Origin of the sequence: Methylomonas methanica (genome assembly GCF_001644035.1) — a bacterium.
In the GTDB taxonomy this organism is placed as follows: Bacteria; Pseudomonadota; Gammaproteobacteria; order Methylococcales; family Methylomonadaceae; genus Methylomonas; species Methylomonas methanica_A.
In genome coordinates, this window is the sequence record NZ_LUUG01000057.1 from 91,269 (window position 1) to 115,164 (window position 23,896).

At 46.4% G+C, this 23,896-nt stretch carries 37 protein-coding genes; 4 read left to right on the plus strand and 33 right to left on the minus strand.

What is annotated here, in order from left to right; genetic code table 11:
• Positions 1-5: 5 nt before the first annotated feature.
• From A1332_RS08025 to A1332_RS08035, 3 genes are all read right to left on the minus strand, one after another.
• Positions 6-992, minus strand: a complete 987-nt coding sequence (locus A1332_RS08025) for an SDR family oxidoreductase (RefSeq protein ID WP_064007986.1) — start codon at positions 990-992, stop codon at positions 6-8.
• 9 nt (positions 993-1,001) lie between these two features.
• A complete protein-coding gene (locus A1332_RS08030; protein ID WP_064008012.1) occupies positions 1,002-2,102 on the minus strand; it encodes a radical SAM protein in 1,101 nt (366 codons plus the stop codon).
• Between the two features lie 130 nt (positions 2,103-2,232).
• Complete coding sequence (locus A1332_RS08035) at positions 2,233-5,004, minus strand: Hsp70 family protein (protein ID WP_064008013.1); 2,772 nt, start codon at positions 5,002-5,004, stop codon at positions 2,233-2,235.
• Between the two features lie 365 nt (positions 5,005-5,369).
• Here A1332_RS08035 and A1332_RS08040 point away from each other — a divergent pair, with 365 nt between their 5' ends.
• Complete coding sequence (locus A1332_RS08040) at positions 5,370-6,287, plus strand: matrixin family metalloprotease (RefSeq protein ID WP_064007987.1); 918 nt, start codon at positions 5,370-5,372, stop codon at positions 6,285-6,287.
• A gap of 77 nt (positions 6,288-6,364) precedes the next feature.
• On the opposite strand, the gene A1332_RS08045 is transcribed toward A1332_RS08040, so the two are convergent.
• Together A1332_RS08045 and surE are read right to left on the minus strand one after the other, a co-directional pair.
• Complete coding sequence (locus A1332_RS08045; RefSeq protein ID WP_064007988.1) at positions 6,365-7,027, minus strand: protein-L-isoaspartate(D-aspartate) O-methyltransferase; 663 nt, start codon at positions 7,025-7,027, stop codon at positions 6,365-6,367.
• On the minus strand, positions 7,024-7,779 hold the full coding sequence (surE, locus tag A1332_RS08050) for a 5'/3'-nucleotidase SurE (protein WP_064007989.1): 756 nt from the start codon (positions 7,777-7,779) through the stop codon (positions 7,024-7,026). The genes A1332_RS08045 and surE overlap by 4 nt, the downstream gene beginning before the upstream one ends.
• A 64-nt stretch (positions 7,780-7,843) precedes the next feature.
• Here surE and A1332_RS08055 point away from each other — a divergent pair, with 64 nt between their 5' ends.
• The 3 genes from A1332_RS08055 (at position 7,844) to A1332_RS08065 (ending at position 10,284) form a co-directional block, all read left to right on the plus strand.
• Positions 7,844-8,410: a Smr/MutS family protein gene (locus tag A1332_RS08055; RefSeq protein WP_064007990.1), complete on the plus strand. Its 567-nt coding sequence runs from the start codon at positions 7,844-7,846 to the stop codon at positions 8,408-8,410.
• Between the two features lie 255 nt (positions 8,411-8,665).
• Positions 8,666-9,706, plus strand: a complete 1,041-nt coding sequence (locus A1332_RS08060; RefSeq protein ID WP_064007991.1) for a type I glyceraldehyde-3-phosphate dehydrogenase — start codon at positions 8,666-8,668, stop codon at positions 9,704-9,706.
• A gap of 50 nt (positions 9,707-9,756) precedes the next feature.
• On the plus strand, positions 9,757-10,284 hold the full coding sequence (locus tag A1332_RS08065) for a DNA-deoxyinosine glycosylase (protein WP_064007992.1): 528 nt from the start codon (positions 9,757-9,759) through the stop codon (positions 10,282-10,284).
• Between the two features lie 170 nt (positions 10,285-10,454).
• Here the strand turns inward: A1332_RS08065 and rplQ are convergent, their stop codons facing one another.
• From rplQ to rpsJ, 28 genes are all read right to left on the minus strand, one after another.
• Positions 10,455-10,835: a 50S ribosomal protein L17 gene (gene rplQ / locus A1332_RS08070; RefSeq protein WP_064007993.1), complete on the minus strand. Its 381-nt coding sequence runs from the start codon at positions 10,833-10,835 to the stop codon at positions 10,455-10,457.
• Positions 10,836-10,853: 18 nt separating this feature from the next.
• On the minus strand, positions 10,854-11,864 hold the full coding sequence (locus A1332_RS08075) for a DNA-directed RNA polymerase subunit alpha (protein WP_064007994.1): 1,011 nt from the start codon (positions 11,862-11,864) through the stop codon (positions 10,854-10,856).
• Positions 11,865-11,887: 23 nt separating this feature from the next.
• Entirely contained in the window at positions 11,888-12,508 is a 621-nt protein-coding gene (gene rpsD / locus A1332_RS08080; protein ID WP_064007995.1) for a 30S ribosomal protein S4, read from the minus strand.
• An 18-nt stretch (positions 12,509-12,526) separates the two neighbouring features.
• Positions 12,527-12,913: a 30S ribosomal protein S11 gene (gene rpsK / locus A1332_RS08085; RefSeq protein ID WP_020484822.1), complete on the minus strand. Its 387-nt coding sequence runs from the start codon at positions 12,911-12,913 to the stop codon at positions 12,527-12,529.
• A gap of 23 nt (positions 12,914-12,936) precedes the next feature.
• Positions 12,937-13,293, minus strand: coding sequence for a 30S ribosomal protein S13 (gene rpsM / locus A1332_RS08090; protein ID WP_020484821.1), 357 nt, complete (start codon positions 13,291-13,293; stop codon positions 12,937-12,939).
• A 76-nt stretch (positions 13,294-13,369) separates the two neighbouring features.
• Positions 13,370-13,483, minus strand: a complete 114-nt coding sequence (rpmJ, locus tag A1332_RS24715; RefSeq protein ID WP_081607976.1) for a 50S ribosomal protein L36 — start codon at positions 13,481-13,483, stop codon at positions 13,370-13,372.
• Between the two features lie 18 nt (positions 13,484-13,501).
• Positions 13,502-14,827 carry a preprotein translocase subunit SecY gene (gene secY, locus A1332_RS08095; RefSeq protein WP_064007996.1) on the minus strand — a complete coding sequence of 442 codons (1,326 nt, stop codon included), beginning with the start codon at positions 14,825-14,827 and terminating at the stop codon, positions 13,502-13,504.
• Entirely contained in the window at positions 14,828-15,262 is a 435-nt protein-coding gene (gene rplO, locus A1332_RS08100) for a 50S ribosomal protein L15 (RefSeq protein ID WP_064007997.1), read from the minus strand. It abuts the gene before it with no gap.
• Positions 15,262-15,447 carry a 50S ribosomal protein L30 gene (rpmD, locus tag A1332_RS08105; RefSeq protein ID WP_020484818.1) on the minus strand — a complete coding sequence of 62 codons (186 nt, stop codon included), beginning with the start codon at positions 15,445-15,447 and terminating at the stop codon, positions 15,262-15,264. The genes rplO and rpmD overlap by 1 nt, the downstream gene beginning before the upstream one ends.
• Before the next feature lie 7 nt (positions 15,448-15,454).
• Positions 15,455-15,961 (minus strand): 30S ribosomal protein S5, encoded by a 507-nt coding sequence (rpsE, locus tag A1332_RS08110; RefSeq protein ID WP_036277031.1) that lies wholly within the window; start codon positions 15,959-15,961, stop codon positions 15,455-15,457.
• Between the two features lie 9 nt (positions 15,962-15,970).
• Positions 15,971-16,324, minus strand: coding sequence for a 50S ribosomal protein L18 (rplR, locus tag A1332_RS08115; protein WP_020484816.1), 354 nt, complete (start codon positions 16,322-16,324; stop codon positions 15,971-15,973).
• 8 nt (positions 16,325-16,332) lie between these two features.
• Positions 16,333-16,866, minus strand: a complete 534-nt coding sequence (gene rplF, locus A1332_RS08120) for a 50S ribosomal protein L6 (protein ID WP_064007998.1) — start codon at positions 16,864-16,866, stop codon at positions 16,333-16,335.
• A 15-nt stretch (positions 16,867-16,881) separates the two neighbouring features.
• The gene (gene rpsH, locus A1332_RS08125; RefSeq protein WP_020484814.1) at positions 16,882-17,277 is read right to left on the minus strand and encodes a 30S ribosomal protein S8; all 396 of its coding nucleotides are present in this window, start codon (positions 17,275-17,277) and stop codon (positions 16,882-16,884) included.
• Positions 17,278-17,304: 27 nt separating this feature from the next.
• Positions 17,305-17,610 (minus strand): 30S ribosomal protein S14, encoded by a 306-nt coding sequence (gene rpsN, locus A1332_RS08130; RefSeq protein ID WP_064007999.1) that lies wholly within the window; start codon positions 17,608-17,610, stop codon positions 17,305-17,307.
• Positions 17,611-17,621: 11 nt separating this feature from the next.
• Positions 17,622-18,161, minus strand: coding sequence for a 50S ribosomal protein L5 (gene rplE, locus A1332_RS08135; protein WP_064008000.1), 540 nt, complete (start codon positions 18,159-18,161; stop codon positions 17,622-17,624).
• A gap of 12 nt (positions 18,162-18,173) precedes the next feature.
• Positions 18,174-18,491, minus strand: a complete 318-nt coding sequence (rplX, locus tag A1332_RS08140; RefSeq protein ID WP_064008001.1) for a 50S ribosomal protein L24 — start codon at positions 18,489-18,491, stop codon at positions 18,174-18,176.
• Between the two features lie 14 nt (positions 18,492-18,505).
• Entirely contained in the window at positions 18,506-18,874 is a 369-nt protein-coding gene (rplN, locus tag A1332_RS08145; RefSeq protein ID WP_013820378.1) for a 50S ribosomal protein L14, read from the minus strand.
• Between the two features lie 27 nt (positions 18,875-18,901).
• Positions 18,902-19,165 carry a 30S ribosomal protein S17 gene (gene rpsQ / locus A1332_RS08150; RefSeq protein ID WP_064008002.1) on the minus strand — a complete coding sequence of 88 codons (264 nt, stop codon included), beginning with the start codon at positions 19,163-19,165 and terminating at the stop codon, positions 18,902-18,904.
• 2 nt (positions 19,166-19,167) lie between these two features.
• The gene (gene rpmC, locus A1332_RS08155; protein ID WP_036277051.1) at positions 19,168-19,359 is read right to left on the minus strand and encodes a 50S ribosomal protein L29; all 192 of its coding nucleotides are present in this window, start codon (positions 19,357-19,359) and stop codon (positions 19,168-19,170) included.
• A complete protein-coding gene (rplP, locus tag A1332_RS08160) occupies positions 19,359-19,772 on the minus strand; it encodes a 50S ribosomal protein L16 (RefSeq protein WP_026602118.1) in 414 nt (137 codons plus the stop codon). The genes rpmC and rplP overlap by 1 nt, the downstream gene beginning before the upstream one ends.
• A 19-nt stretch (positions 19,773-19,791) precedes the next feature.
• A complete protein-coding gene (rpsC, locus tag A1332_RS08165; protein ID WP_033157219.1) occupies positions 19,792-20,463 on the minus strand; it encodes a 30S ribosomal protein S3 in 672 nt (223 codons plus the stop codon).
• Between the two features lie 9 nt (positions 20,464-20,472).
• Positions 20,473-20,805, minus strand: coding sequence for a 50S ribosomal protein L22 (rplV, locus tag A1332_RS08170; RefSeq protein WP_033157220.1), 333 nt, complete (start codon positions 20,803-20,805; stop codon positions 20,473-20,475).
• Between the two features lie 9 nt (positions 20,806-20,814).
• Positions 20,815-21,087 (minus strand): 30S ribosomal protein S19, encoded by a 273-nt coding sequence (gene rpsS, locus A1332_RS24720; protein ID WP_081607975.1) that lies wholly within the window; start codon positions 21,085-21,087, stop codon positions 20,815-20,817.
• Positions 21,088-21,099: 12 nt separating this feature from the next.
• Positions 21,100-21,927, minus strand: a complete 828-nt coding sequence (rplB, locus tag A1332_RS08175) for a 50S ribosomal protein L2 (protein ID WP_064008003.1) — start codon at positions 21,925-21,927, stop codon at positions 21,100-21,102.
• 32 nt (positions 21,928-21,959) lie between these two features.
• A complete protein-coding gene (gene rplW, locus A1332_RS08180; protein WP_197491422.1) occupies positions 21,960-22,253 on the minus strand; it encodes a 50S ribosomal protein L23 in 294 nt (97 codons plus the stop codon).
• Positions 22,254-22,255: 2 nt separating this feature from the next.
• Positions 22,256-22,876 (minus strand): 50S ribosomal protein L4, encoded by a 621-nt coding sequence (rplD, locus tag A1332_RS08185; protein WP_064008005.1) that lies wholly within the window; start codon positions 22,874-22,876, stop codon positions 22,256-22,258.
• 3 nt (positions 22,877-22,879) lie between these two features.
• Positions 22,880-23,530, minus strand: coding sequence for a 50S ribosomal protein L3 (gene rplC / locus A1332_RS08190; protein ID WP_064008006.1), 651 nt, complete (start codon positions 23,528-23,530; stop codon positions 22,880-22,882).
• Between the two features lie 30 nt (positions 23,531-23,560).
• Complete coding sequence (gene rpsJ / locus A1332_RS08195) at positions 23,561-23,872, minus strand: 30S ribosomal protein S10 (protein ID WP_020484801.1); 312 nt, start codon at positions 23,870-23,872, stop codon at positions 23,561-23,563.
• Positions 23,873-23,896: the final 24 nt, after the last annotated feature.

Here is a 23,896-nt window from a genome sequence, read left to right on the forward strand (position 1 = left end):
TCTCCCTACTTATCCAGGTATTTAAACCAATCGGCGGTGGCGTCGGCTATGGAAGCCGAGGTCCACAGCGGGGCGTTTTGCCAGTAATCGATGTGCTCCAGCATATTGCCCACACCCTGCTCGAAACTAACTTGCGGTTGCCAGCCAAGTTTTGTCTTGATTTTACGGGTATCGGCAAAGGTGCAATCGGGTTCGCCGGGCCGTTTGGGAATGTATTCGATGGGGCCGCCCAACAATCCCACCAACTGGTTGACGCTGTAGGTGCCGCCGCTGCCGACATTCATAATCTCGCCGCGCAGTTCGGATTCGGCAGCCGCAATAAAGGCGTTGGCGACATCGGTGACATAGGTAAAGTCGCGGGTCTGGGTGCCGTCGCCAACCACGGTGAAGGGTTTACCGTTAAGTTTTTGCGCCAGAAACACGCCAAACACCGCCCCATAGGCGCCAGTCGTGCGGGCATGCGGGCCATAGACATTGAATAAGCGCAGAGACACAGCGGGTAAGTCATAGAGTTGCGCCCAGTGCATCACCAGCTCCTCGCCCAAATATTTGGTCAAGGCATAAGGATATTGCGGCTGAACGGGTGCGGATTCCGGCGTAGGAAACTGTTCTGGGATGCCGTAGCACGACGATGACGCGGCATAGACAAAACGCTTGATACCGGCGGCGCGGGCCGCTTCCAGCACATTGAAGGTGCCGCTAACATTGGTTTCGTAATAAGCGCACGGTTGCTCGATGGACGGTACGATGTCGGCCAGACCGGCCAAGTGAAATACCCAGTCGATACCTGCAAATAATGGCGCGATGGTTTCGGCGTCGCGAATATCGGCCTGATTAAATTCAAAATGCTCCTGACCGAGCAAATCGGCAATGGTTTCTTTACGGCCGCCAACCAGACTGTCGATCACGCTGACCTGGTGGCCTTGCCGCCAAAGCTCGCGGCTTAAATGACTGCCAATAAACCCCGCGCCGCCGGTAACCAATACTTTCATGCGTCTGTCCTAGATAAAGTTGATATGGGCCGGCTGGTTGGCCGTGAGTTTGTCCAGATATTGATTGACCGCTTCCATCCGGCAGTTTTTACGGCATTGGCTGATATCCAAGTCCTGGGTGATGTACTGCCAGTTCTGCCGACGTTTCTCGCCTTCCCAAATGGCTTGAAACGATTGCTGATGGATATTGCCGTAAGCAAAGCGTTGATCGGTCAAATAGGCACTGCAACCGTAGACTTCACCGTCAGCCATGATATAGCCCCAAAAATACGGGGTGGCATGGCAGGTTTTGTAACGCTCGGTTTCCGATTGGCTGTAGTTCTTCATGGTCTGTTCGCGAAATACCACGTTAAAGCCGTCGCCATTGAATTGGGCCAGTTCCTCGGCCATGCCCAACAGATTGTCGTAACGCAGGCTTTCGTAGCGGCGGGTTTCGCTGAATAAATGTTGGGAGTAAGGTTTGACGACCAGATAATCCAAACCGACATCGCGGCAGATTTTTGCCAGCGCGGTTACTTCGTGCTGATTTTCCGGCAACAATAGAATTTGTGCGCCCAGAGTACAGCACAATTGCTGGGATTTTTTATGTTCGACCGCGCGGCGCAGATTGTTAAGAACTAAGTCAAAGTCGGACGCTTTGGTTTGATGAATCGCCGCATAATTTTCGGCGCTGCCGGCATTCAAGGAGACTTTGATCCAGGATACCAACGGCAACGATTGCTCGACAAAGCGCTGATTCATCAAGGTACCGTTGGTGGTGAAAGACACATCGATACCGGCGTCGAAAGTCCATTTGACGATGTCGTTAATGTCCTTATGCAGCATCGGCTCGCCTTCCCCAGCGTACATGATGCTTTTCACGCCGAGCCGGCCCATCTCGACCAAGCGTTCCGCCAGAATTTTGACATCCAACCGCTGCGCTTTATAGCCAATGTAATCCACCGCGCAAAATGTGCAGCGATGGTTACAGGCACCTACCGGCGACACCTCCATATAGATTGGATATACGGCTTTCGCTTGCTGCCAATCGTGCCTGCCATCCAACCATTGCGCCACCCGCTGCGGGTGATACACCAGTTTATGACTGTCTATGCCGTATTTGTCTGCCATGTTTTTGTCGTTTAATGTGCTTTCGGAGTGAAAAACCGCTATAGAACTGGATAAAGCGATTTCTATGCCAATAACCGGTTCAGGTAACGTGCCGCTGTTGATTGTTATATCGGCATCACAAAGCTTAGCATTAAACAATTAGTTTCAAGCCTGGAGGTAACGCTTCGCCGAAGACTTGCTTTTCCTGTTGTTCATCCAACTGTTTGAATTCGGCGACCATGTCTATCCAGGAAACTGGGGATTTAGCTTGTTTGAGTTTGTCTATCACCTGCTCCCGCAGGCTATCGTCGATATCCCGAGCCCGGTCGTCGCAACGCCTGGCCAACAAGGTGGCGGCAAAGCCGGCCTGGGTTAGCTTTTTCCAGTCAGCTTTCAATAGCTGTTGCAGCCAGACTTCGGCCGTCGCAGATGGAATTACCTGATGATTGTTACCGTGAAACAAAATCCGCCCGCCGATACGTCCGACCGCCCACCAACTTTGCTCGGGTTCGCCGGCTTTTTCCAGACGCTTGAGCAACCATTCGCCAAGCTGGGTTTTATCGGTAATCGTCAATCGCTCCAGCGCGGCCGCCAGCCGCACCATATCTTCGTAACCTCGTGTCGCCAGTTGCTTCACGACGCCGGGTTGGCGCGCGGCAGCCGGATTGATGAATTTGGCGATGTCGTTAAAGATGCGTTGCTGGGCATCGGCATTCAAGCCGCCGGCAACGCGCCGCCACAAGGTCCACCATTCGGCCCAGTTCTGTTTTTCGTTAACGAATTGCAAGCCTTCGGCATACAACTTCCAGAGCTGTTCTACCCGCCAATCGTCGAGCGGATAGCCAAAGCCCGGACGCAAACAAAAGCCGGTCAAACTTAACCAGAGGCGTTCGTGCTGTTCACTACGCCGCCGGTATTTACTGCCTTCCAGCAAGGCCGTAAACAATTCGCGCAGCAATGGGGTTTGCCAGGAGCCCCGCGGTGCGGCGAGAACGTTTTCCAGATCGGCGCGCAAGGTTTTTACTGCTTGCGGATCGACTTGTTTGGATTTGGCTCCGAATACGGCCTGGATTTTTTCCAGCGCTTGCGGCAATTGGTTAGGTAATTCGGCATTGACGGCAGCTTGCGCCTTTTTGCGAATTTGAAACTCTACATCCCAACGCAGAGTGGAATCTGCCACCGCCACACACTGCAATTGCAAAGTACCGACTTCTGTATAAGTAGCCAGCAATTGCACCTCCACTTCACATTTCTGCTGGCCTTCGAATGCCACTGCCAACGGAGGCAAGCTGTGAAAACGTTCGTCATCGAGCTCGACAATGTCGCCGGGTTGGTAAGCACCATCCCCGCTACTGGACAGCAAATGAAAACGCACCGGTTGTCCCACCCTGAGAGCGAATTGCCGATCGCTCAACAGAATCTCATGACCTTCCTCGCTACCTTTTGGCAGGATACAAACCCCACGGCCTGCCTGCTTATTATTGCCGCTTGTAGCGTTGAGGGTATCGACCAGCAGAAAGTAACTCCGTGCAGCACCGCCGCCGATTTTCAATTTCTTGTCGCGGCGGGCAATGGCGTAACTCACCGCGCCGTAAGCAACCGCCAATTCCGGATGATTATTATCCAGCAATAATGGCGCTTGCCCGCCACGCCAACCGGCTAATAAATCAATCAAGCGTTGCACCATGGCCGGACTGCGAAACACGCCGCCGTTCAGCAATAATGCGTCGGGGACTATTTGATGCTCTGTGTCCGCGCAGCCCAGCGCCGCTTGTGCCGCTTGCGCATGCAACTGCAAAAAAGCGGCAATATGCTTGCTGATAGCAGGCTCCGCCGCGTAGGGCAAGCCAAACTCCACCACGCCGCTACGCTTTCTATCCGGCAGGTCTTGCAAGCCTGACATAGGTAAAAAGCCATCCAAGGCAATTTCCTTAACTTCCTCCCTGTTTAGCGTGGTGCTTTTAGTGCCGCCGATCAACCTGGAACCACCACCCAATAAGGTCACAGCAACGTGTTCGGGCGCATCTGCAGCCAAAAGTTGCTCTTTGGCGATCCGGCATTGCTCCAGTAATTGCGACAGATCGGCGGTGGAGAGTTTTTTATCGCCGGCTCGCAAGCGGCTTTCCGCTAAATGCGCCAGAGCCAGATCAATGTTGTCGCCACCCAACATCAGGTGGTCACCGACACCTATGCGCGTCAGCTGAGGTTCCTCTGAGCCCTGCTCAATCTTGATCAAGGTCAAATCGGTAGTACCGCCGCCGACATCGCAAACCAGTAATAGCCGGCTACCGGCCAGACTGGCTTTGATGGTACCGGCATGCCGGCGTAGCCAGTCATAACAGACCGCTTGCGGCTCTTCCAGTAACCTGACACCGCTCAAGCCGGCCATCTTTGCCGCTTCCAGGGTTAAGGATCGCGCGGACTCGTCGAAGGAGGCTGGCACCGTAATCACAACTTCCTGGCAGGCAAGTGGCGCAGAGGGAAAACGCTGCTCCCAAACGGAACAGACGTGTCGCAAATAACTAGCACTTGCTTCCAGCGGCGAGACTTTAAATACTGATTCGTCGCTTCCCCAAGGCAAAATAGCCGCGCTGTGATCAACGGCGGTGTGCGACAACCAACTCTTGGCGCTGGTAACCAAACGGCCTTGTGACTTAGCCCCCAACAGACGCGCCGCTTCACCGAGCACAGCGCCACTTTCCTGGGTTAAAAACCCTGCCTCGGCGCTTATTTCCCCGAGCGCGGGGTGGTAACGCACCGACGGCAATAATGGCTTGGCATTCACTTCCCCTGGTGCGATCAGCTGAGGAATTTCGAACAGGTGAATAGCTTTCGCCGGATCGTTGGCGTCGGAGTACGCGACGACCGTGTGAGTGGTGCCCAGATCGATTCCGACTGAGTAAGTAGCAGCGCTGTTTTTCAAAGGTACTAAATCTAATTGTTCTAATAATGTTATGCCGTCTGCCACTTATCGAAGCAAACTAGCGAATGGGATATTTTAATCGGCTTTCTGATCGGACACTCTCGTTTTTCTCGATCACGCTTTATCCAAACAATTACCGCCAATTGAAATAAAACGTCAGCAAAGAACATTCTTTCGACGTGTTTCGAATAAAATGCTTGCGCGGCTAATCTTTGCGATGTTACTTTTCGCCTACGGCAACTGTCAGTTTATTGCATTACTGAACACCCCCAGCAAGAGCAAGGATTGGCACTGCATACTGCTCAAATCTGAATCTAGACCAAGAAAACTACAGCGATTATTAACCAATTTAGCGAGTTAAATTCATGTTTATTAAACCATCCGCATTAGCTGGCGTCGTGTTGCTGGCCGCCAGCCAATCAGCCGACGCTGTCGTCATCACTTTTGACTATACCTACGATGGCGGCTTTTTCTCCGGCAGCAATTCAAGTAGACGAGACATCCTGGATGCCGCTGGCGGCTTTTTGGGAAGCATCTTGACCGACAGCTTGACAGCTATCTCATCCGGCGGTGGCAATAATTTCAGCGCGGTATTTAATCGTCCGGATACTGGCGCAGAGACTACATTAAGCAATTTCAGCGTTGCAGCCGACACACTCACCGTGTTTGTTGGCGGACAGACCATGGGCGCCGGCAACTTGGGCTATGGCGGCTACGGCGGTTACAACGTCAGTGGAACCCAAGATTTTTTGAACAATGCGACACAGCGCGGCCAATCCAATGCTACCTCCGGCCCGTCGGCAACCGATTTTGCACCGTGGGGCGGTCAATTGTCCTTCAGCAGCTCGGCAAACTGGTATTTCGACGCCGATCTTTCAACCACAGAAGCCTTCAGCGGCAACGATTTTTATTCGGTGGCGCTGCACGAGTTAGGCCATTTATTAGGTCTGGGGAGTTCGGACTCTTGGGATAATAAAATATCAGGCTCTAGCTTTACCGGGGCCAATGCAGTAGCGGTCTATGGCGGCAATGTAACGCTGGAAGGGGATAAGGTTCATTGGTTAGACGGTACCAAAAGCACTGTAAACGGCATTGAGCAAGAAACCGCAATGGACCCAACTATACGCGTCGGCACACGCAAAGTGTTTACGCAACTCGATCTCGCTGCACTGAAAGATGTGGGCTGGCAAGTTTCTGTGACCGCTGTGCCGGTTCCTTCGGCCGTTTGGTTGTTCGGCTCTGCTTTACTAGGCTTTATAGCAAGCAAACGTAAGCAAATTTGAGTTTCTAGCAAATTCATCACTGTCGCGCCGGATAAGCCAAATGGCTAATAAATCCGGCGCGATAAAGCGATTAAAACCTATTGACTGACACCTGATAAAAACGGCACGAAACTGACCCGCTCTATCACCTCATCCTCAAAACCCTGCTCCGTGCGGGTTATCCGATGCAATTCCTGCATCCCTTCCAGACCGACCGGAATCACCATCACTCCCCCTACGGCCATTTGCTCAAGCAATGCTTCCGGAATTTCCGCCGGAGCGGCAGCGGCTAAAATCCCATCGTATGGTGCATGTTCAGGCCAACCCCACCCGCCATCGCTATGCTTAAAGCCGACGGTCTTGATATTCAACTCCCACAACGTATCTCTAGCTTTTTTCATCAACGGCGCGATCCGCTCCACCGAATAAACTTGCTCTACCAGCCTGGCTAGTATTGCGGTTTGATATCCGCAACCCGTACCGATTTCCAGCACCTTGTGCAGCGCACCTTTTTCCAACAGCAATTCAGTCATTTTGGCGACAATATACGGCTGAGATATAGTTTGATTGTGGCCGATCGGCAAAGCAGTATCCTCGTAAGCGCGACTCTCCAAAGCTTCGTCGACAAAAATATGCCGCGGCGTGTCAGCCATTACCGCCAAGATTTTGCTGTTGTAGATACCTTGCTCGCGCAACCGAGAAATCATGCGCTCTCTGGTCCGCCGCGAAGTCATGCCTATACCCTGAATGCGCCGACTCATACGAGCGCCTCCATTGCCAGCCAATCGCGTAACCCCTCTAATCGTTCGTAACGCGTCAAATCCAGCTGCAACGGCGTCACTGACACATAACCGTTTCTTATCGCATCGAAATCGGTACCGGGCCCGGCGTCTTGTTCGCTACCGGGCGGCCCTACCCAGTAAATAATGTGCCCGCGCGGGTCCTGCGAGCGTATCACTGCTTCCGCTTTGTGCCGTTGCCCGAGGCGGGTAGATTGATAGCCTTTTAACTCGGCAATCGGTAAATCGGGCACGTTCACGTTTAATAAAGTATCTTCCGGTAATGGCTGAGCCAGGATTTTTTGCATTAACGTCACGGCTACATGTGCTGCCGTCTCAAAATGTTTGGGATCGCTGGACGCCAAAGATATGGCGACAGCCGGCAAGCCCAGAAAACGCCCCTCAGTGGCGGCGGCCACAGTGCCTGAATAAAGCACATCGTCTCCAAGATTGGCGCCATGATTGATTCCGGCAAATACCATATCTGGTTCTTGCGCCAATAAGCCGGTAATCGCCAGATGAACGCAATCCGTCGGCGTACCATCCACCCTAACAAAACCGTTGTCGCATTGAGTGACCCGTAAGGGCATGTCCAAGGTTAAAGAGTTGCTTGCGGCACTCCGGTTTTTATCCGGTGCCACTACCGACACATCGGCGTAAAGACGCAGAGCCTCAGCCAGCGTATTAATGCCCAGAGCCAAATAACCATCGTCGTTGCTGATAAGTATGTGCATACCGCTGTGAAACGCTTTAAAATTCCCGCATAGTAGCAAAAAAACCGCAAAACCAGCAGCTTACGTGACAAAAAAAACCAATCCCTCAGACGACGCACTCTTGTTTCGGAATACAATCGGCACAGTCACACCGATAGACACCAATACGGTGATTCTTAAGCCTGATAAAAAACCGCGGCCAATACCCTTATTCAAACCGTTGGAGCAGGTCGACCCTCTGCAAAAGGATGTTGAGGGCAGCTTGGAAACCTTGTTTCAAGAAGACAAGATTGCTTTCCTGGTACCTGGCATGCAAAAAAACGTACTCAGAAAGCTTCGTAAGGGATATTACGGTTTGGATGCCGATATCGATCTACATGGCTTAAACAGTCGCGACGCGCAGCAGCAACTACTGCGCTTTTTACACTATTGTGTTGAGGACGGTTTTCGCTGCGTACTAATTATCCATGGTAAGGGCTACAACTCCCCGAACAATCAACCAGTGTTAAAAAATGACATTAATCTCTGGCTACGCCAACATAAAGACGTACTAGCGTTTTGCTCCGCCCCATCCAAAGTTGGCGGAACGGGTGCATTGCTCGTGCTATTACGTTTGTCAGAAAAATTTGTTACGTCCGAAGAGGAGTATTAGATAGATCGGCCCTGGCATCCCCCTCTCCGCTAAACCAATTCATCTACCCGTCGATTACACACCCAAACCTGTCCCGCCGGACCCTTATTGCACTAATATTTCGTTTTGCCTTGACTTGCTCAACTTGTTGCTCTAGTTTTTCAAGTATTGCTCTTCCAATTTTTTGAGAATAACATTCAGCGCCATGACGACAACTCACCTTCAGCGAACTCCCGGCCTGCAACACAAAGTAAAGCCTGAAGGAGATATTCAGCAATGAGCCTTAACGTCGGGATCGTCGGCTTAGGCAGAATCGGCCGCGGGGTATTAAGAGGAAATTTCACGCATACGAAAGGCGGCAGATTCGATATTCGAGTGGTATGCGACGTAATGGCAATAGACCACGTCGCCTATCTGCTGGCTAACGATAGCACCTACGGTCGCCCTCCGTTTCACGTGGATTGCGATGGCGACGACCTGATTATTGATGGTAAAAGAGTTCACTATCAAAGGGTGGACCGGCGGCGCAGTTCGCCCGATGATGACAGCTTTGGCATATTGCGCCGATTTAATCTTGATGTCTTATTTGACGCTACCGGCACCGCCACCATCCATGATTTCCGTTCATTAATAACACAGGATGTCGCAAAAAAAGTCCTCTGCACATGGAATGTGAGTGGTTGCGATATCAGTCTGGTATTCGGTGTAAATAATTCAGCATACGATCCAGGGCACCACGACGTCATCTCCGCCAGCACATGCACAGGCAATGCACTGGTTCCTATCTGTCATGTGCTTGATCAGCACATCGGTATCGATTACGCCCGAGCCATCACCATCCATCCGCAACTTTCGGATCAACGTGTACTGGATGGTTATCACGCATCATCCCAACTTGGTAGAGGGTGTGCGACTTCAATTATCCCAACCAGCACTAACGTCGGCAAATCCACGACATTGGTATTACCGCAACTCGAAGGCAAATTGGAGGCGATGTCATACAGAGTGCCAACTGCGATTGTCTCTGTCATTGATTTGACGGCCACTCTTTCTCGAAAAACGTCGCAGGAAGAATGCGTAGAGCTGTTTGAAGATTACGCCAGCAAACAATTGGCAGGTATCATTCATTGCGACTACGGCGCATGGGGCCATCAGAAGGCTAGCATCGATTATATGGAAACTGAATATTCTTCAATCTTACTGATGCATCATCTCACTGTCAGCCAAGGCCGCCAACTCGGCTTGTCTTTGATGCATGACAATGAACATGCATATTGCTGCCGCGTACTAGACGTATTAGGGGTTTTACAAAACTAGCGTAGCAAGCTGGCAAAAGTCCTAATACACTCTGATCGAGTTATGGCGGAATGAACCAAAAAATAGCAAGCTTTGCAGCGGAGTCTTCACCTAACGCAACAATTTTAATCCTTGGCAGCATTCCTGGGAAAGCTTCTCTTGCCGCCCATCAATATTACGCACATCCGCGTAATCATTTTTGGCCTATCATAACCGAGCTTCTGGCAATAGATCCTGCCAGCCCATACTCAGCGAGAATCGAATCCTTAAAATTAGCCGGCATAGCACTATGGGATGTAGTCAAGTCATGCTATAGGCACAACAGTAGTCTCGATACAAAAATAGACAAAAACAGTATTGTTACGAATGATTTTCCAGGTTTTTTCCTAACCCACCCAAATATTACGCATTTATTTTTTAACGGTTTAACTGCGGAAAAAACGTTTCAAAAGCATGTTCAACCTTATATTGGCACAGATCGGTTAATATACCATCGATTACCCTCTACAAGCCCGGCGCATGCGGCGATGTCATTTCAAGAAAAACTGGAAAGTTGGCGCATATTGACAAAGGTATTAGCAAAAACCTTGTGCGTATAAAAATGAGAGATACTTCGGAATCAAGCCAAAATAATCAGTGCCAGAAATATATTCTAGGAATTTAAATTAACACTGGAAGGCGAAATTGAAAGGGTCAAACAGAAACGGCAGATTAGCTGTCCAGCTAAAATCTGCCGCCTAAAAGCCGTAGGTTGAAAACCTGACTAGGTTTATTCTTCTGTTTGAATTGGTTCCGGTCTGTCTACCAATTCAACATATGCCATAGGCGCATCATCGCCAGACCGAAACCCGCATTTAATAATCCTTAAATACCCACCGTTTCTGGACTGGTATCTTGGTCCAAGTTCGTTAAATAATTTAGTTACAACATCTCTATCACGTAGTTTAGAGAAAGCCTGCCGGCGTTTTGCAACCGAATCAATTTTAGATAGCGTAATCAAAGGCTCGGCGATTACACGTAACTCTTTAGCCTTAGGTAAAGTAGTCTTGATTAATTCGTGTCTAAACAGCGAGCACGCCATGTTACTAAATAGCGCTTTTCTGTGGCTACTATTTTTATTTAACTGTCTTCCAGATTTACGGTGTCTCATTTTTCAAATGCCTTATATTCAAATTCCAGCTTGCGATTGATCAGCCAGATTTTCAGGTGGCCAGTTTTCCAACCGCATACCCAATGACAGACCTTTAATTGCAAGAATATCTTTAATTTCTGTTAACGATTTCTTACCTAAATTCGGTGTCCTCAACAGCTCTACTTCAGTGCGTTGTATCAGATCACCAATATAGAAAATATTTTCTGCCTTTAGGCAGTTGGCAGAACGGACCGTCAACTCCAAATCATCTACTGGGCGCAACAAAACAGGGTCGAACGACTCCTCTTCAATAGCCACCTCTTCATGTATCTGTTCGTTAACTTTTTCGAAATCAACAAAAACTGATAATTGATCATGAAGAATAGAAGCAGCTAGCTTGATTGCCTGCTCAGGATCAACAGTGCCGTTTGTCTCTAATTCGATAACAAGCCTGTCAAGGTTAGTGCGCTGTTCTACACGGGTACTTTCTACATGATAAGCAACTTTCACTATAGGGCTAAACGCTGCATCGACCATTAATACGCCGACAGGAGCATCGTCATACATCTCTTTCCTCAGACTGGCAGGGACATATCCTCTACCTCTCTCGACTTTAATTTTGATGTTGAGCGAACAATCCTGGTTATTAATGTTTGCTATTATCAGATCGGGGTTTACCAACTCTACGTTATGAGGCAGATCAATATCCCGAGCAGTGACAACACCAACACCGTTTTTTGACAGCGTGAGAGTTACCTCGTCCTTAGAATGGACGACGACAGCTAGTTTTTTAAGGTTCAGTATGATGTCTATAACATCTTCTTGAACACCCTCTATAGTAGTGAATTCATGCAATACACCTTCAATAGAGATTTCCGTGACTGCGCAACCTGGAATTGAAGACAGCATAACCCGTCTCAAAGCATTGCCTAAAGAATGCCCAAAGCCGCGCTCCAGAGGTTCGATAACGATTCTCGAGTGGTTGGCCGATTCGTTTATCACCTCGACAAGTCTAGGCTTCAGTAGGCCAACAATAGAACTCTGCATAATTTAAATCCTGGACTTATTTATTACTTAGAATAAAGCTCAACAACCAGCTGTTCATTGATGTCAGAGCCTAAATCTACGCGGTCAGGCACAGACTTGAATGTTCCACTCATCTCTTTCGAATTCACTTCGACCCAAACTGGAAAACCGTACTGTTCTGTCACGACCAGTGAGTCTTTAATACGCTGTTGGCTCTTGGCTTTTTCTCTGATCTTGATTATGTCGCCAGCAGCTACTTGATAAGAAGGTATATTAATTAACCTATCATTTACCAAAATCGCTTTATGAGACACTAACTGCCTGGCTTCCGCGCGAGTAGCCGCGTAACCCATGCGGTAAACGACGTTATCTAAACGTGACTCCAAGAAGTCAAGGAGATTCTGGCCGGTAGCGCCTTTTTGTAGATCAGCAGCTTTATAATAATTCCGGAATTGTTTTTCTAACACTCCGTATATGCGACGCAAGCGCTGTTTGGCGCGGAGCTGCATAGCATAATCAGAATTCCTTGTACGCTTAGCGCCATGTTGACCAGGTCTTTGTTCCAATTTACATTTGCTTTCCAGAGACTTCCCTCTGCTTTTCAAAAATAAATCAGTACCTTCCCTACGACTCAGCTTGCAAGCAGGACCAAGATATCTTGCCATTAATTTTACTCCACTATCCTAAACACGACGTTTTTTGGGGGGGCGACAGCCATTATGAGGTATAGGCGTCACATCCACGATATTTGAAATTTTGAATCCCATGCTGTTCAAGGAGCGAACAGCGGATTCCCTACCAGGCCCAGGCCCTTTTATCATGACATCCAGATTCTTCATACCGTATTCCTGGGCTACAGCTCCAGCTTTCTCGGCAGCCACCTGCGCTGCAAAAGGCGTACTTTTACGTGAGCCACGAAAACCGGATCCACCAGATGTTGCCCAAGATAACGCGTTACCTTTTCTGTCTGTAATAGTAACGATTGTATTGTTAAAGGAAGCATGAACATGAACGATACCGTCCGCGACTTCTTTCTTAATACGCTTTTTAACTCGATTCTGGGTTGCCATCAAAAATGCCTATCTAGATGTTTTTATTTAGTAACTGACTTACGCGGACCTTTACGAGTCCGAGCATTTGTTCTGGTTCTTTGGCCTCTCAATGGCAAGCCGCGGCGATGCCGGATACCACGATAGCAACCTAGATCCATTAATCTTTTTATATTCATCGAAACTTCCCTACGAAGATCACCTTCTACAGTCATCGCAGAAATAACCTTACGTATCGACTCCACTTGATCCTCAGAAAGGTCTCGAATCTTGACGGTTGGCTGCACCCCAACTTCATCGCAGATATTTCTAGCAGTTTGCCTGCCAATTCCATAGATAGCAGTCAATGCTATCTCCGCATGCTTATGGTCAGCCACGTTTATACCGGCAATACGAGCCATTCAAATACTCCAAAAACAGTACTATAAGGTTAAACAGGGGATTATATCACCCTGCAAAATAAATCACAAAAACAAATCAGCCTTGACGCTGTTTATGCCTGCCATCTTTGCAGATAACGCGTACAACGCCATTTCTTTTAATTACTTTACAACTTTTGCATATGGCTTTTATTGAAGCTCGTACTTTCACGGCAAACTCCTAGAAATTTTAAGATTTTTTCAAATTAGCTTTTTTCATCAAGCCTTCATATTGCTGTGACATTAAATGCGTCTGCATTTGAGAGATAAAGTCCATCACAACAACCACAATGATTAATAAGGAGGTACCACCAAAGGAAAACGGCACGTTCCAATAAACAATTAAAAACTCAGGCAACAAACAGATAAGGGTGATGTACACAGCACCTATCAGAGTAAGACGAGTCATAACCTTGTCGATATAGCTCGTCGTGTGAGCACCCGGCCTAATCCCTGGGAGATAGGCACCTGACTTTTTAAGGTTTTCTGCGGTTTCTTTTGAATTAAAGACCAAAGCGGTATAAAAAAAACAAAAGAACACTATCGCCAACGCATAACACAAAACGTATATAGGTTGACCCGGGGAAAGCACAGAAGAAATATCCTGGAGCCATGAGAAGCCATCAACATTTCCGAACCACCCTGCTATTGTGGCGGGGAATAGAATAATGCTTGAAGCAAAAATAGGAGGGATCACGCCTGCCATATTCAACTTAAGCGGCAAAAATGAACTCTGCCCTGAATATACTTTATTACCTTGCTGCCGTTTTGGGTAATTAATGGTTATCCTTCTTTGCCCTCTTTCGACAAAAACAACGATACCAGTGACCACTACAGACAAAGCGAACAGTACGACAATAAACGCACCATTCATTTCCCCGGTACGAGCCAATTCTAGCGTTCCACCGATAGCGGAAGGTAATCCAGACACGATACCAGCGAAAATAATTAGCGATATACCGTTACCAATACCCCGCTCAGTAACCTGCTCCCCGAGCCACATTAAAAATATGGTTCCAGTAACTAATGTAATGGTTGTAATCAGTACAAAACTTACACCGGGCTGGATAACAACAGCTAGCCCACCAGCGGTTTGATTTTGCAGTGCAACAGAAATGCCTATCGATTGGAACATGGCCAAAACAACAGTACCGTAACGAGTATACTGGGAAATTTTTCTACGCCCGGACTCCCCTTCTTTTTTCAGCTGCTCCATAGCAGGAATGACGATAGTCATAAGCTGCATAATGATAGAAGCCGAAATGTAAGGCATTATACCCAGCGCAAAAAGGCTCAAACGCATCAAAGCCCCACCCGAAAACATGTTAAACATGTTTAAGATAGAACCGGACTGTTGCTCAAACATTATTGACAACGCTTTTGGATCAATTCCTGGAACAGGAATATGTGCACCAATTCTGTATACAACAAATGCGCCTAAAACAAATAACAATCTAGACTTAAGCTCACCGAACCGAAATGTGCCGGCTGAAACATCAACTCCTTTAGCACTCACTTAAGCCTCGACTTTGCCACCAGCAGCTTCAATAGTTAATTTTGCACCAGCCGTTACACCGATTCCTTTTAAAGTTAAAGATCGAGAAACAGCTCCAGTGTTAACTACCTTAACTTTTTTCGAAAACGCAGGAATGATGTTTTGGCTAATCAATAACTGAATGTCGATAATTTCGGCTTGGAGGACATCTATTTCTGCCAAACGAACCTCTGCAGTAAATTTTTTAGTCCTGGAAGTAAAACCGACTTTTGGCAGCCTGCGTTGCAAAGGCATCTGTCCACCTTCAAAACCCACCTTATGAAAACCGCCAGAACGGGCCTTCTGACCTTTGTGGCCTCTACCGCAAGTTTTACCGTCCGTAGATCCTATGCCTCGCCCAACGCGCTTCGCTTTTTTTCTTGCGCCGCACGCAGCTTGTATTGTGTTCAGATACATTAAACTTCCTCAACTTTTAGCATATACGCGATCTTATTGATCATTCCGCGATTTTCAGGGGTATCGATAACTTCAACAACCTGTCTAATTCTGCTCAGACCCAATCCTTTCAAACATTGCTGATGACTCTTTAAGCGACCATTTTTACTTTTAGTCATCATTACGCTTAATTTTTTGCCACTCATATTTGCTTTACCCTGTTATTTGATCAACAGTTAAACCGCGCTTTGCTGCGATTTTCTTAGCATCATGCATTGCAGTTAAACCATTAATTGTCGCACGCACAACATTGATCGGGTTACTTGTGCCGATACACTTAGCCAACACATTATGCACACCGACGACTTCAAATACTGCACGCATAGCGCCACCGGCGATAATACCCGTACCTTCTGAAGCAGGCTGCATATATACCTTAGCGGCGCCAGTGTTCGACATTATTGAATATTGTAATGTGCCCTCTTTCAGAGCTACTTTGCGCATATTCTTTCTGGCTTGCTCGAGCGATTTTTGAATCGCCACAGGCACTTCTCTGGCTTTGGACACGCCATAACCAACACGCCCATCGCCATCACCAACAACTGTCAGTGCAGCAAAACCAAAAACTCGACCGCCTTTTACAACTTTTGCAACACGTCTAACAGAAACTAATTTTTCCTGCAATCCGTCTGTACTACCTTGAGATGGTGCTGTTGCCATGCTATTCCCCTAAAACTTCAAGCCAGCTTCACGTGCAGCGTCCGCTAACGCTTTTACGCGGCCATGATATTTAAACCCAGAGCGATCAAACGCAACTTCCGTTACACCTGCCGCTATAGCTCTTTCAGCAACAATACGACCAACCTCGGTAGCGGCCTTAATATTACTTGTATTACTAAGACCTGCCTTAACATCAGCTTGTAATGTAGATGCCGCAGCTAGGGTAGCAGTGCCATCAGCACTAAGCACCTGCGCATAAATATGCTGGGAAGTTCTATGTATAGTAAGTCTGTTTACATTTAACTTTTTGATTTTGCAGCGCAGTCTTAGCGCTCTTTTTAATCTTGAAGACTTCTTATCCATCACTTCACCTATTTCTTTTTGGCTTCTTTTCTAGCCACGTATTCGTCAGCTATTCTCACACCCTTCCCCTTGTAAGGCTCGGGCGGGCGAAAAGCTCTGATCTCAGATGCGACTTGGCCGACTTTCTGTTTATCGTTGCTCTTCACATGCAATTCTGTTTGGGTTGGCGCTTCAACAGTTACGCCCTCGGGAATTAAATATTCAACAGGATTTGAATAACCCAAGGACAGTGTTAAAAGATTATCTTTAACTTGCGCTCTATAGCCTACCCCTACCAGCAGCATCTTTTTGACGAAGCCTTCAGAGACCCCTTTCACCATATTATTAATTGAAGCTCTGGCAGTACCAGCGTGGGCCTTAGCTCCTTTTACGCTATCGTCCCATTTAACTCTGATTACGTTGGATTCGATTTCAAGATCAACAGCATCACAAAGATCAAACGCAAGTTGACCTAGTTTGCCGTTAACTATCATTTGCTTGCCGTCAACCTTCACATCAACACCTGATGGCAAAGTTATAGGCGCGTTCGCTACTCTAGACATGATATACCTCTTAAATTAGCAGACTGTGCATATGACTTCGCCGCCATGCCCAATAGCACGCGCAGCACGATCTGTCATCACACCATTAGAGGTTGAAACTATAGCTATGCCTAAACCGCCTAACACTTTGGGCAACTCGTCTTTAGACTTGTAAATTCTAAGACCGGGACGGCTAACTCGCTTAACGCTCTCAATGACAGGGACTCCGTTGTAATATTTTAACTCAACGGTCATTTCTGTATGGCAACCGGTAACTTCAGTTTTAAAATCGGTAATATATCCCTCTTCTTTCAAAACCTTCGCAATAGCGAGCTTCAACTTGGATGAAGGGATTTTTACACTTTTCTTTCCTGCAGATTGACCATTTCTAATTCTGGTTAGCATATCTGCTATTGGATCTGTCATACTCATTTTCTATTCTCCAAAACTTAAACAGAACTACCAGCTGGCCTTTGATAAACCAGGCACGTCGCCACGCATGGTCGCTTCTCTTAACTTATTTCTGCTAAGACCGAATTTTCTGTAATATCCATGAGGTCGACCGGTCAGCTTACACCTGTTACGTAATCTGGATTGACTGGAATCTCTGGGTAATTTTTGAAGTTGAATTTGAGCATTCTCTTTTTCTTCAAAAGAGCTATTTGGAGATCTAATTACTTCCTTCAATTGGTTTCTTTTTGCCTGATATTTTTTAATCAGACCTTCACGCTTTACTTCGCGTGCAATCATTGATTTTTTTGCCATGTCGATACGCTCTAGTTTTTAAATGGAAAATTGAATAATTTCAACAGTGCCAAACCTTCTTCGTCAGTTTTAGCGGTTGTTGTAATACAAATATCCATACCACGGAGCGCATCGATCTTGTCATAATCTATTTCAGGAAAAATAATTTGTTCTTTAATTCCCATTGAATAGTTACCACGACCGTCGAAGCTCTTAGAGCTCATACCTCGAAAATCCCTAATTCTAGGTATTGAGATCGTAATCAATCTATCCAAAAACTCGTACATCTTATCGGCACGCAAAGTGACTTTGCAACCGATGGGCATGTCATCACGAATTTTAAATCCGGCAATAGATTTTCTTGCCAACGTAACCACCGCTTTTTGTCCTGATATCTTTTCCATATCAGAAACAGCAGACTGTAGGACTTTCTTATCTGCGATAGCTCCACCAACACCCATATTGAGAGTTATTTTGGTAAGCTTTGGGACTTGCATTATTGTTTTGTAGCCAAATTGCTCCTGCATCGCTGGAACAATTTCAGATTTATATTTACTTTGTAGTCTAGCCATAGCCTTATTACCTTAGAGACCAACGTTTTCGTTAGTGGATTTAAAATATCTGACTTTTTTTCCATCATCTAGAATTCTAAAACCAACTCTGTCGCCTTTTTTAGTTTTTGGGTTAAATAAAGCAACGTTCGAAATGTCAATGGGCATGTTCTTATCAACAATACCACCAGAAACACCCAGATTCGGATTACCTCGCTGGTGCTTCTTTACTAAGTTAATACCTTCGACTAGTAGCTTGTTATCTTCAAGCACCTTAATTACTTTCCCTAGTTTACCCTTATCTTTTCCTACTATCACGATGACTTCATCGCCTTGCTTAATCTTTTGCATCTTTGGGCCTCTACCTATAATACTTCTGGCGCTAGAGATATAATCTTCATGAACTTATCGCCTCTTAATTCACGAGTAACCGGCCCAAAGATACGAGTACCAATTGGTTGTAGTTGGTTATTTAAAATTACTGCTGCGTTGCCGTCAAAACGAATAACTGAACCATCAGCCCTACGAACACCTTTACGAGTCCTTACAACTAATGCGTTATATACATCGCCTTTTTTAACCCTAGTACGCGGCATGGCGTCTTTGACGCTTACCTTGATGATGTCACCAATGCCAGCGTAGCGGCGGTGCGAACCTCCAAGAACCTTGATACACATGACCTTTTTTGCACCACTGTTATCGGCGACGTCAAGGCTAGTTTGCATCTGAATCATTTTTAAAATCCCAACTAAAATTATTGATTATCTATTGGAAGCTTCTAACACTTCCAATAGTTTGAACGCCTTATTTTTAGAAATAGGGCGACACGATGTAATCGAAACTACATCGCCTTCTTGACATATATTGTTTTCATCGTGAACGAGAAGCTTAGTGGATCGCTTAATGTACTTTCCATATACGGGATGCTTAACCAGCCGCTCCACCAAAACAGACGCAGTCTTATCCATTTTGTTGCTAACTACCCGACCAGTTACTTTACGTACAGTATCTAGATTTTCGCTCATATCTATACTCTTACCATTTCATTCAGAATAGTATTAATGCGAGCAATATCTCGCCTAACCTGCTTTATTTGACTTGGCTTGCTAAGCTGTCCAGTTCCTTTTTGCATTCTTAAATTGAACTGTTCGCGAGACAACTCCAAAAGACTGGAATTCAACTCTTCTTTTGTTTTGCTTCTTAAATCTTTCGCTTTCATTACATTATTGTCCGTGCAGAGAAAGTCGTTTTCACCGGCAGCTTGGCAGCGGCTAACTCAAAAGCCTCTCTTGCCAACTCTTCAGAAACGCCCTCAATTTCAAACAGCATCGTGCCTGGTTTAATTTGTGCAACCCAGTATTCTACACTACCTTTACCTTTACCCATACGAACTTCTAATGGTTTTTTAGTAATAGGCTTGTCTGGGAAAATCCTTATCCAGATTTTTCCGCCACGCTTTACGTGCCGACTTATCGCCCTTCTGGCTGCCTCAATCTGGCGGGCGGTCATTCTACCACGGCTAATAGATTTTAAACCATATTCTCCGAAGCTAACTGAGGAGCCGCGCAATGCGGTACCGTTATTTCTACCGGTATGCTGTTTACGAAATTTTGTTCTTTTTGGCTGAAGCATCTCTTATATACTCCTTCAACTATTTTTTTGAGTCGGCGTTTAAAGACGCTGCATGCGCATCCATATCAAACACCTCACCCTTAAATATCCAAACCTTTATACCGATAATTCCGTAAGTGGTTTTGGCTTCAGCGGTTCCGTAGTCAATATCCGCACGTAACGTGTGAAGAGGCACACGGCCTTCGCGATACCATTCCGTTCTGGCAATCTCAGCTCCGTTTAACCTACCGGCTACGGTGATTTTTATACCTTCGGCACCCAACCTCATCGTGTTAGTTACAGCCCGCTTCATCGCGCGACGATACATAATACGTTTTTCTAGCTGCTGAGCTATACTCTCAGCAACTAAATAGGCATCAAGCTCCGGCTTCCGAATCTCTTCGACGTTCAGCTGAACAGGCACACCCATCATTGCGGATATACTCTGTCTCAATACGTCTATATCCTCACCCTTTTTACCGATCACAATGCCAGGGCGCGCAGTATGCACTGTTATGTTGGCGTTATTCGCAGGTCTATTGATTTGCACTCTGCTAACAGACGCATGAGCCAGTTTTTGCTTTATGTATTCCCTAACCTTCAAATCCTGCAACAGAAACACAGGGTAATTCTGGCTATTTGCATACCATCTCGAAGTCCAATCTTTAACTATCCCGAGACGAATCCCAGTGGGATGTACCTTTTGTCCCATTTGCTACCTCTATTTCTCTGCTACTTTAATTGTTATATGACAAGTTCTTTTCAGGATGTGGTTCGCACGCCCTTTTGCCCTTGCGCTAACTCTCTTTAACGTCCTGCCTTCATTAACGAATACGGTCGAAACCTTCAACTCATCAACATCAGCACTTTCGTTATGTTCCGCATTAGCTATTGCCGACTCTAGAACTTTTTTGATTATCGCAGCAGCTTTCTTAGAGCTGAAACTCAGCAAATTCAATGCTTTTTCAACAGGTAACCCGCGTATTTGATCCCCTACAAGCCGTGCTTTTTGCGCAGAGAGAGGAGCATTACTTAATTTAGCCGAAACTTCCACATTCACTCCTTATCTTGATTTCTTGTCTGCTATATGGCCTTTATAAGTCCTTGTAGGGGAGAACTCACCCAGCTTATGTCCGACCATATTTTCTGAAATCAATACCGGCACATGCTGTTTGCCATTATGCACGGCTATGGTCAATCCCAACATATCAGGGCTGATCATTGACCTTCTAGACCAGGTTTTAATCGGTTTCCTATTATTAGCTCTCACTGCTTCTTCAACTTTTTTTAGCAAGTGATGATCTATAAATGGACCTTTTTTAATTGAACGTGGCACGTCAGATACCTCTTATTTTTGCTTACGGCGTCTGACAATCATATTGTCAGTACGTTTGTTTTTTCGAGTTTTATAGCCTTTTGTTGGCGTTCCCCAAGGAGACACAGGATGTCTACCACCCGAGGTCCTACCTTCACCACCACCATGAGGATGGTCTACAGGATTCATCGCCACACCCCTTACAGTTGGCCTAACACCGCGCCATCTTTTGGCACCGGCCTTTCCCAATGAAATAAGATTGTGCTCAGAGTTGGAGACTTCGCCGACTACACCTTTGCAATCAGATGGCACCTTTCTCATCTCGCCAGAACGGAGACGAATAGTAACGTATGCGCCATCTTTAGCAACCAATTGAACAGAGGTTCCAGCGCTTCTTGCAATTTGAGCACCTTTTCCGGGCTTCAGCTCGATACAATGAATTGTGGTACCCAAAGGCATATTCCGCAGAGGCATACAATTTCCAGGCTTAACCGGAGTTGTTTCTGCGCTCAATATCTCTTGACCGACCTCGATGCCTTTTGGCGCGATTATATATTTGCGATCGCCATCTTTAAAAAGAATCAACGCTATATTCGCAGTTCTGTTCGGATCGTATTCGATACGCTCAACTAGCGCGGGAATATCAGTTTTGTCGCGTTTAAAGTCTACTATCCGATAGAACTTTTTGTGTCCACCACCAATATGGCGAGTCGTTATTCTACCCAGATTGTTACGACCACCGGTGTTGCTCTTTTTGTCAAGTAGTTGTGCAAATGGCTTACCCTTATGCAAATCATTATTTTGTACACGCACTACAAACCGAGAACCCGGAGATGTCGGTTTTGATTTTAGAATAGCCATGCTCTTCTACCGCTCCTTATTTGCTTAAAGTATTATGCTGTCGCTAATTCGATGTTATGACCAGGCTGAAGCTTTACATATGCCTTTTTCCAGTCAGATCGCTTACCCAGTGTACGTCCGAATCGTTTAATTTTTCCTTTAACATTCAGAACGCGAACGGCGGCTACTTCAACACCAAACATAAATTCAACTGCATTTTTAATCTGCAATTTCGTCGCAGATTTTTTTACTTTGAATACAAATTGATTATTTTGGTCAGCAGCATTGGAGCTTTTTTCTGACACAATTGGCGCATACAGAACACTTGCTAGTTTAATTTGCTCAATACTCATGCCAAACGCTCCTCAATCTGTTTCAGCGCTGTTGCTGTCGCAATTACCTTGTCAGCGGAAACCAAAGAAACTGGATCTACACTACTTGGAGTAACTACCGCTATGTAAGGAATATTTCTAGCTGCAAGAATTAAATTCTCGTTTAAGTCATCCGCAACCACTAACAATCTTTTTGCATCGATACCTTTTATCTTGCTCAGAAAGTCTTTTGTTTTTGGCGTTGCAGGCGTAATGTCATTACACACAGCCAATCTACCCTGCCTTAACAACTCTGAGAAAATAGATCTAATTCCAACCTTATACATCTTTTTATTCAGCTTCTGATCAAACGATCTAGGTTGGGCTGCAAACGTGACACCACCTGTGCGCCATATTGGACTTCTGGTTGTTCCCGCACGCGCACGACCCGTACCTTTTTGACGGAATGGCTTAGCACCTCCACCACTTACCGCAGCCCGGTTTTTTTGGCCTTTAGTACCAGCCCTTGCTGCAGAAAGATATTTTGTTACCAGCTGATGCACCAGCGTTTCATTAAAATCTTGCCCGAAGACTGCCTCGGAAACATCAAGCGCCTGTGCAGAATCTTGACTATTGATTGCAGGTATTTGCAAAGTCATAAATTAACCCTTATTTAACATTTTTACTGCTGGGGTGATAACCACATCGCCACCCTTGGCACCAGGTACCGCGCCTCTGACTAAAATCAGGTTCCGCTCTGCATCTACAGCATGGATCGTCAAATTCTGTATTGTAGTTTTGACCGCCCCCATATGTCCGCACATTTTCTTACCTTTAAATACGCGACCGGGGGTTTGGTTCATACCGCTCGAACCAGGCACCCGATGGGACCGCGAGTTACCATGCGTCGCATCTTGAGTTCTGAAATTATGACGTTTAACTGTACCGGCAAAACCTTTACCAATACTGGTACCAGAGACATCGACTACCTGCCCAGCCTCAAACACATTAACTTTTAACTCTGCTCCTGCGGAAAATTCGGCTGCCTCGCTTTCGCTGAGCCTGAACTCCCACAAACCACGACCTGCGGTGACATTGGCAGATGCGTAATGCCCAGCCATTGCTTTGTTGACTTTTGAAGACTTAACATCACCCGCCGCTACCTGAATAGCGCGATAACCATCAGTTTCAACGCTCTTCACCTGAATGACTCTGTTGGAGTCAATATGGAGCACGGTAACAGGTACCGAAGAGCCATCTTCGCAAAAAATTCGGGTCATACCACATTTACGACCAATAAGACCTATTGACATCTGCCAATCCCTCTAAATTATAACTTGCTGCTATTTAAGCTTAATTTGAACATCGACCCCAGCCGCCAGATCCAACTTCATCAGGGCGTCAACAGTCTTATCGGTTGGCTCAACGATATCAAGCAACCTTTTGTAAGTTCTCAGTTCATATTGATCACGAGCATCTTTATTAACATGCGGTGAAATCAATACAGTAAAACGTTCTTTTCTAGTAGGCAAAGGGATAGGACCTTTTACTTGGGCACCTGTTCTCTTCGCTGTTTCTACTATCTCACCCGCCGACTGATCAATCAATTTATGATCAAACGCTTTTAATTGGATTCTGATAGTTTGATTAGCCATCTTGATTACTCGATAATAGAAGCA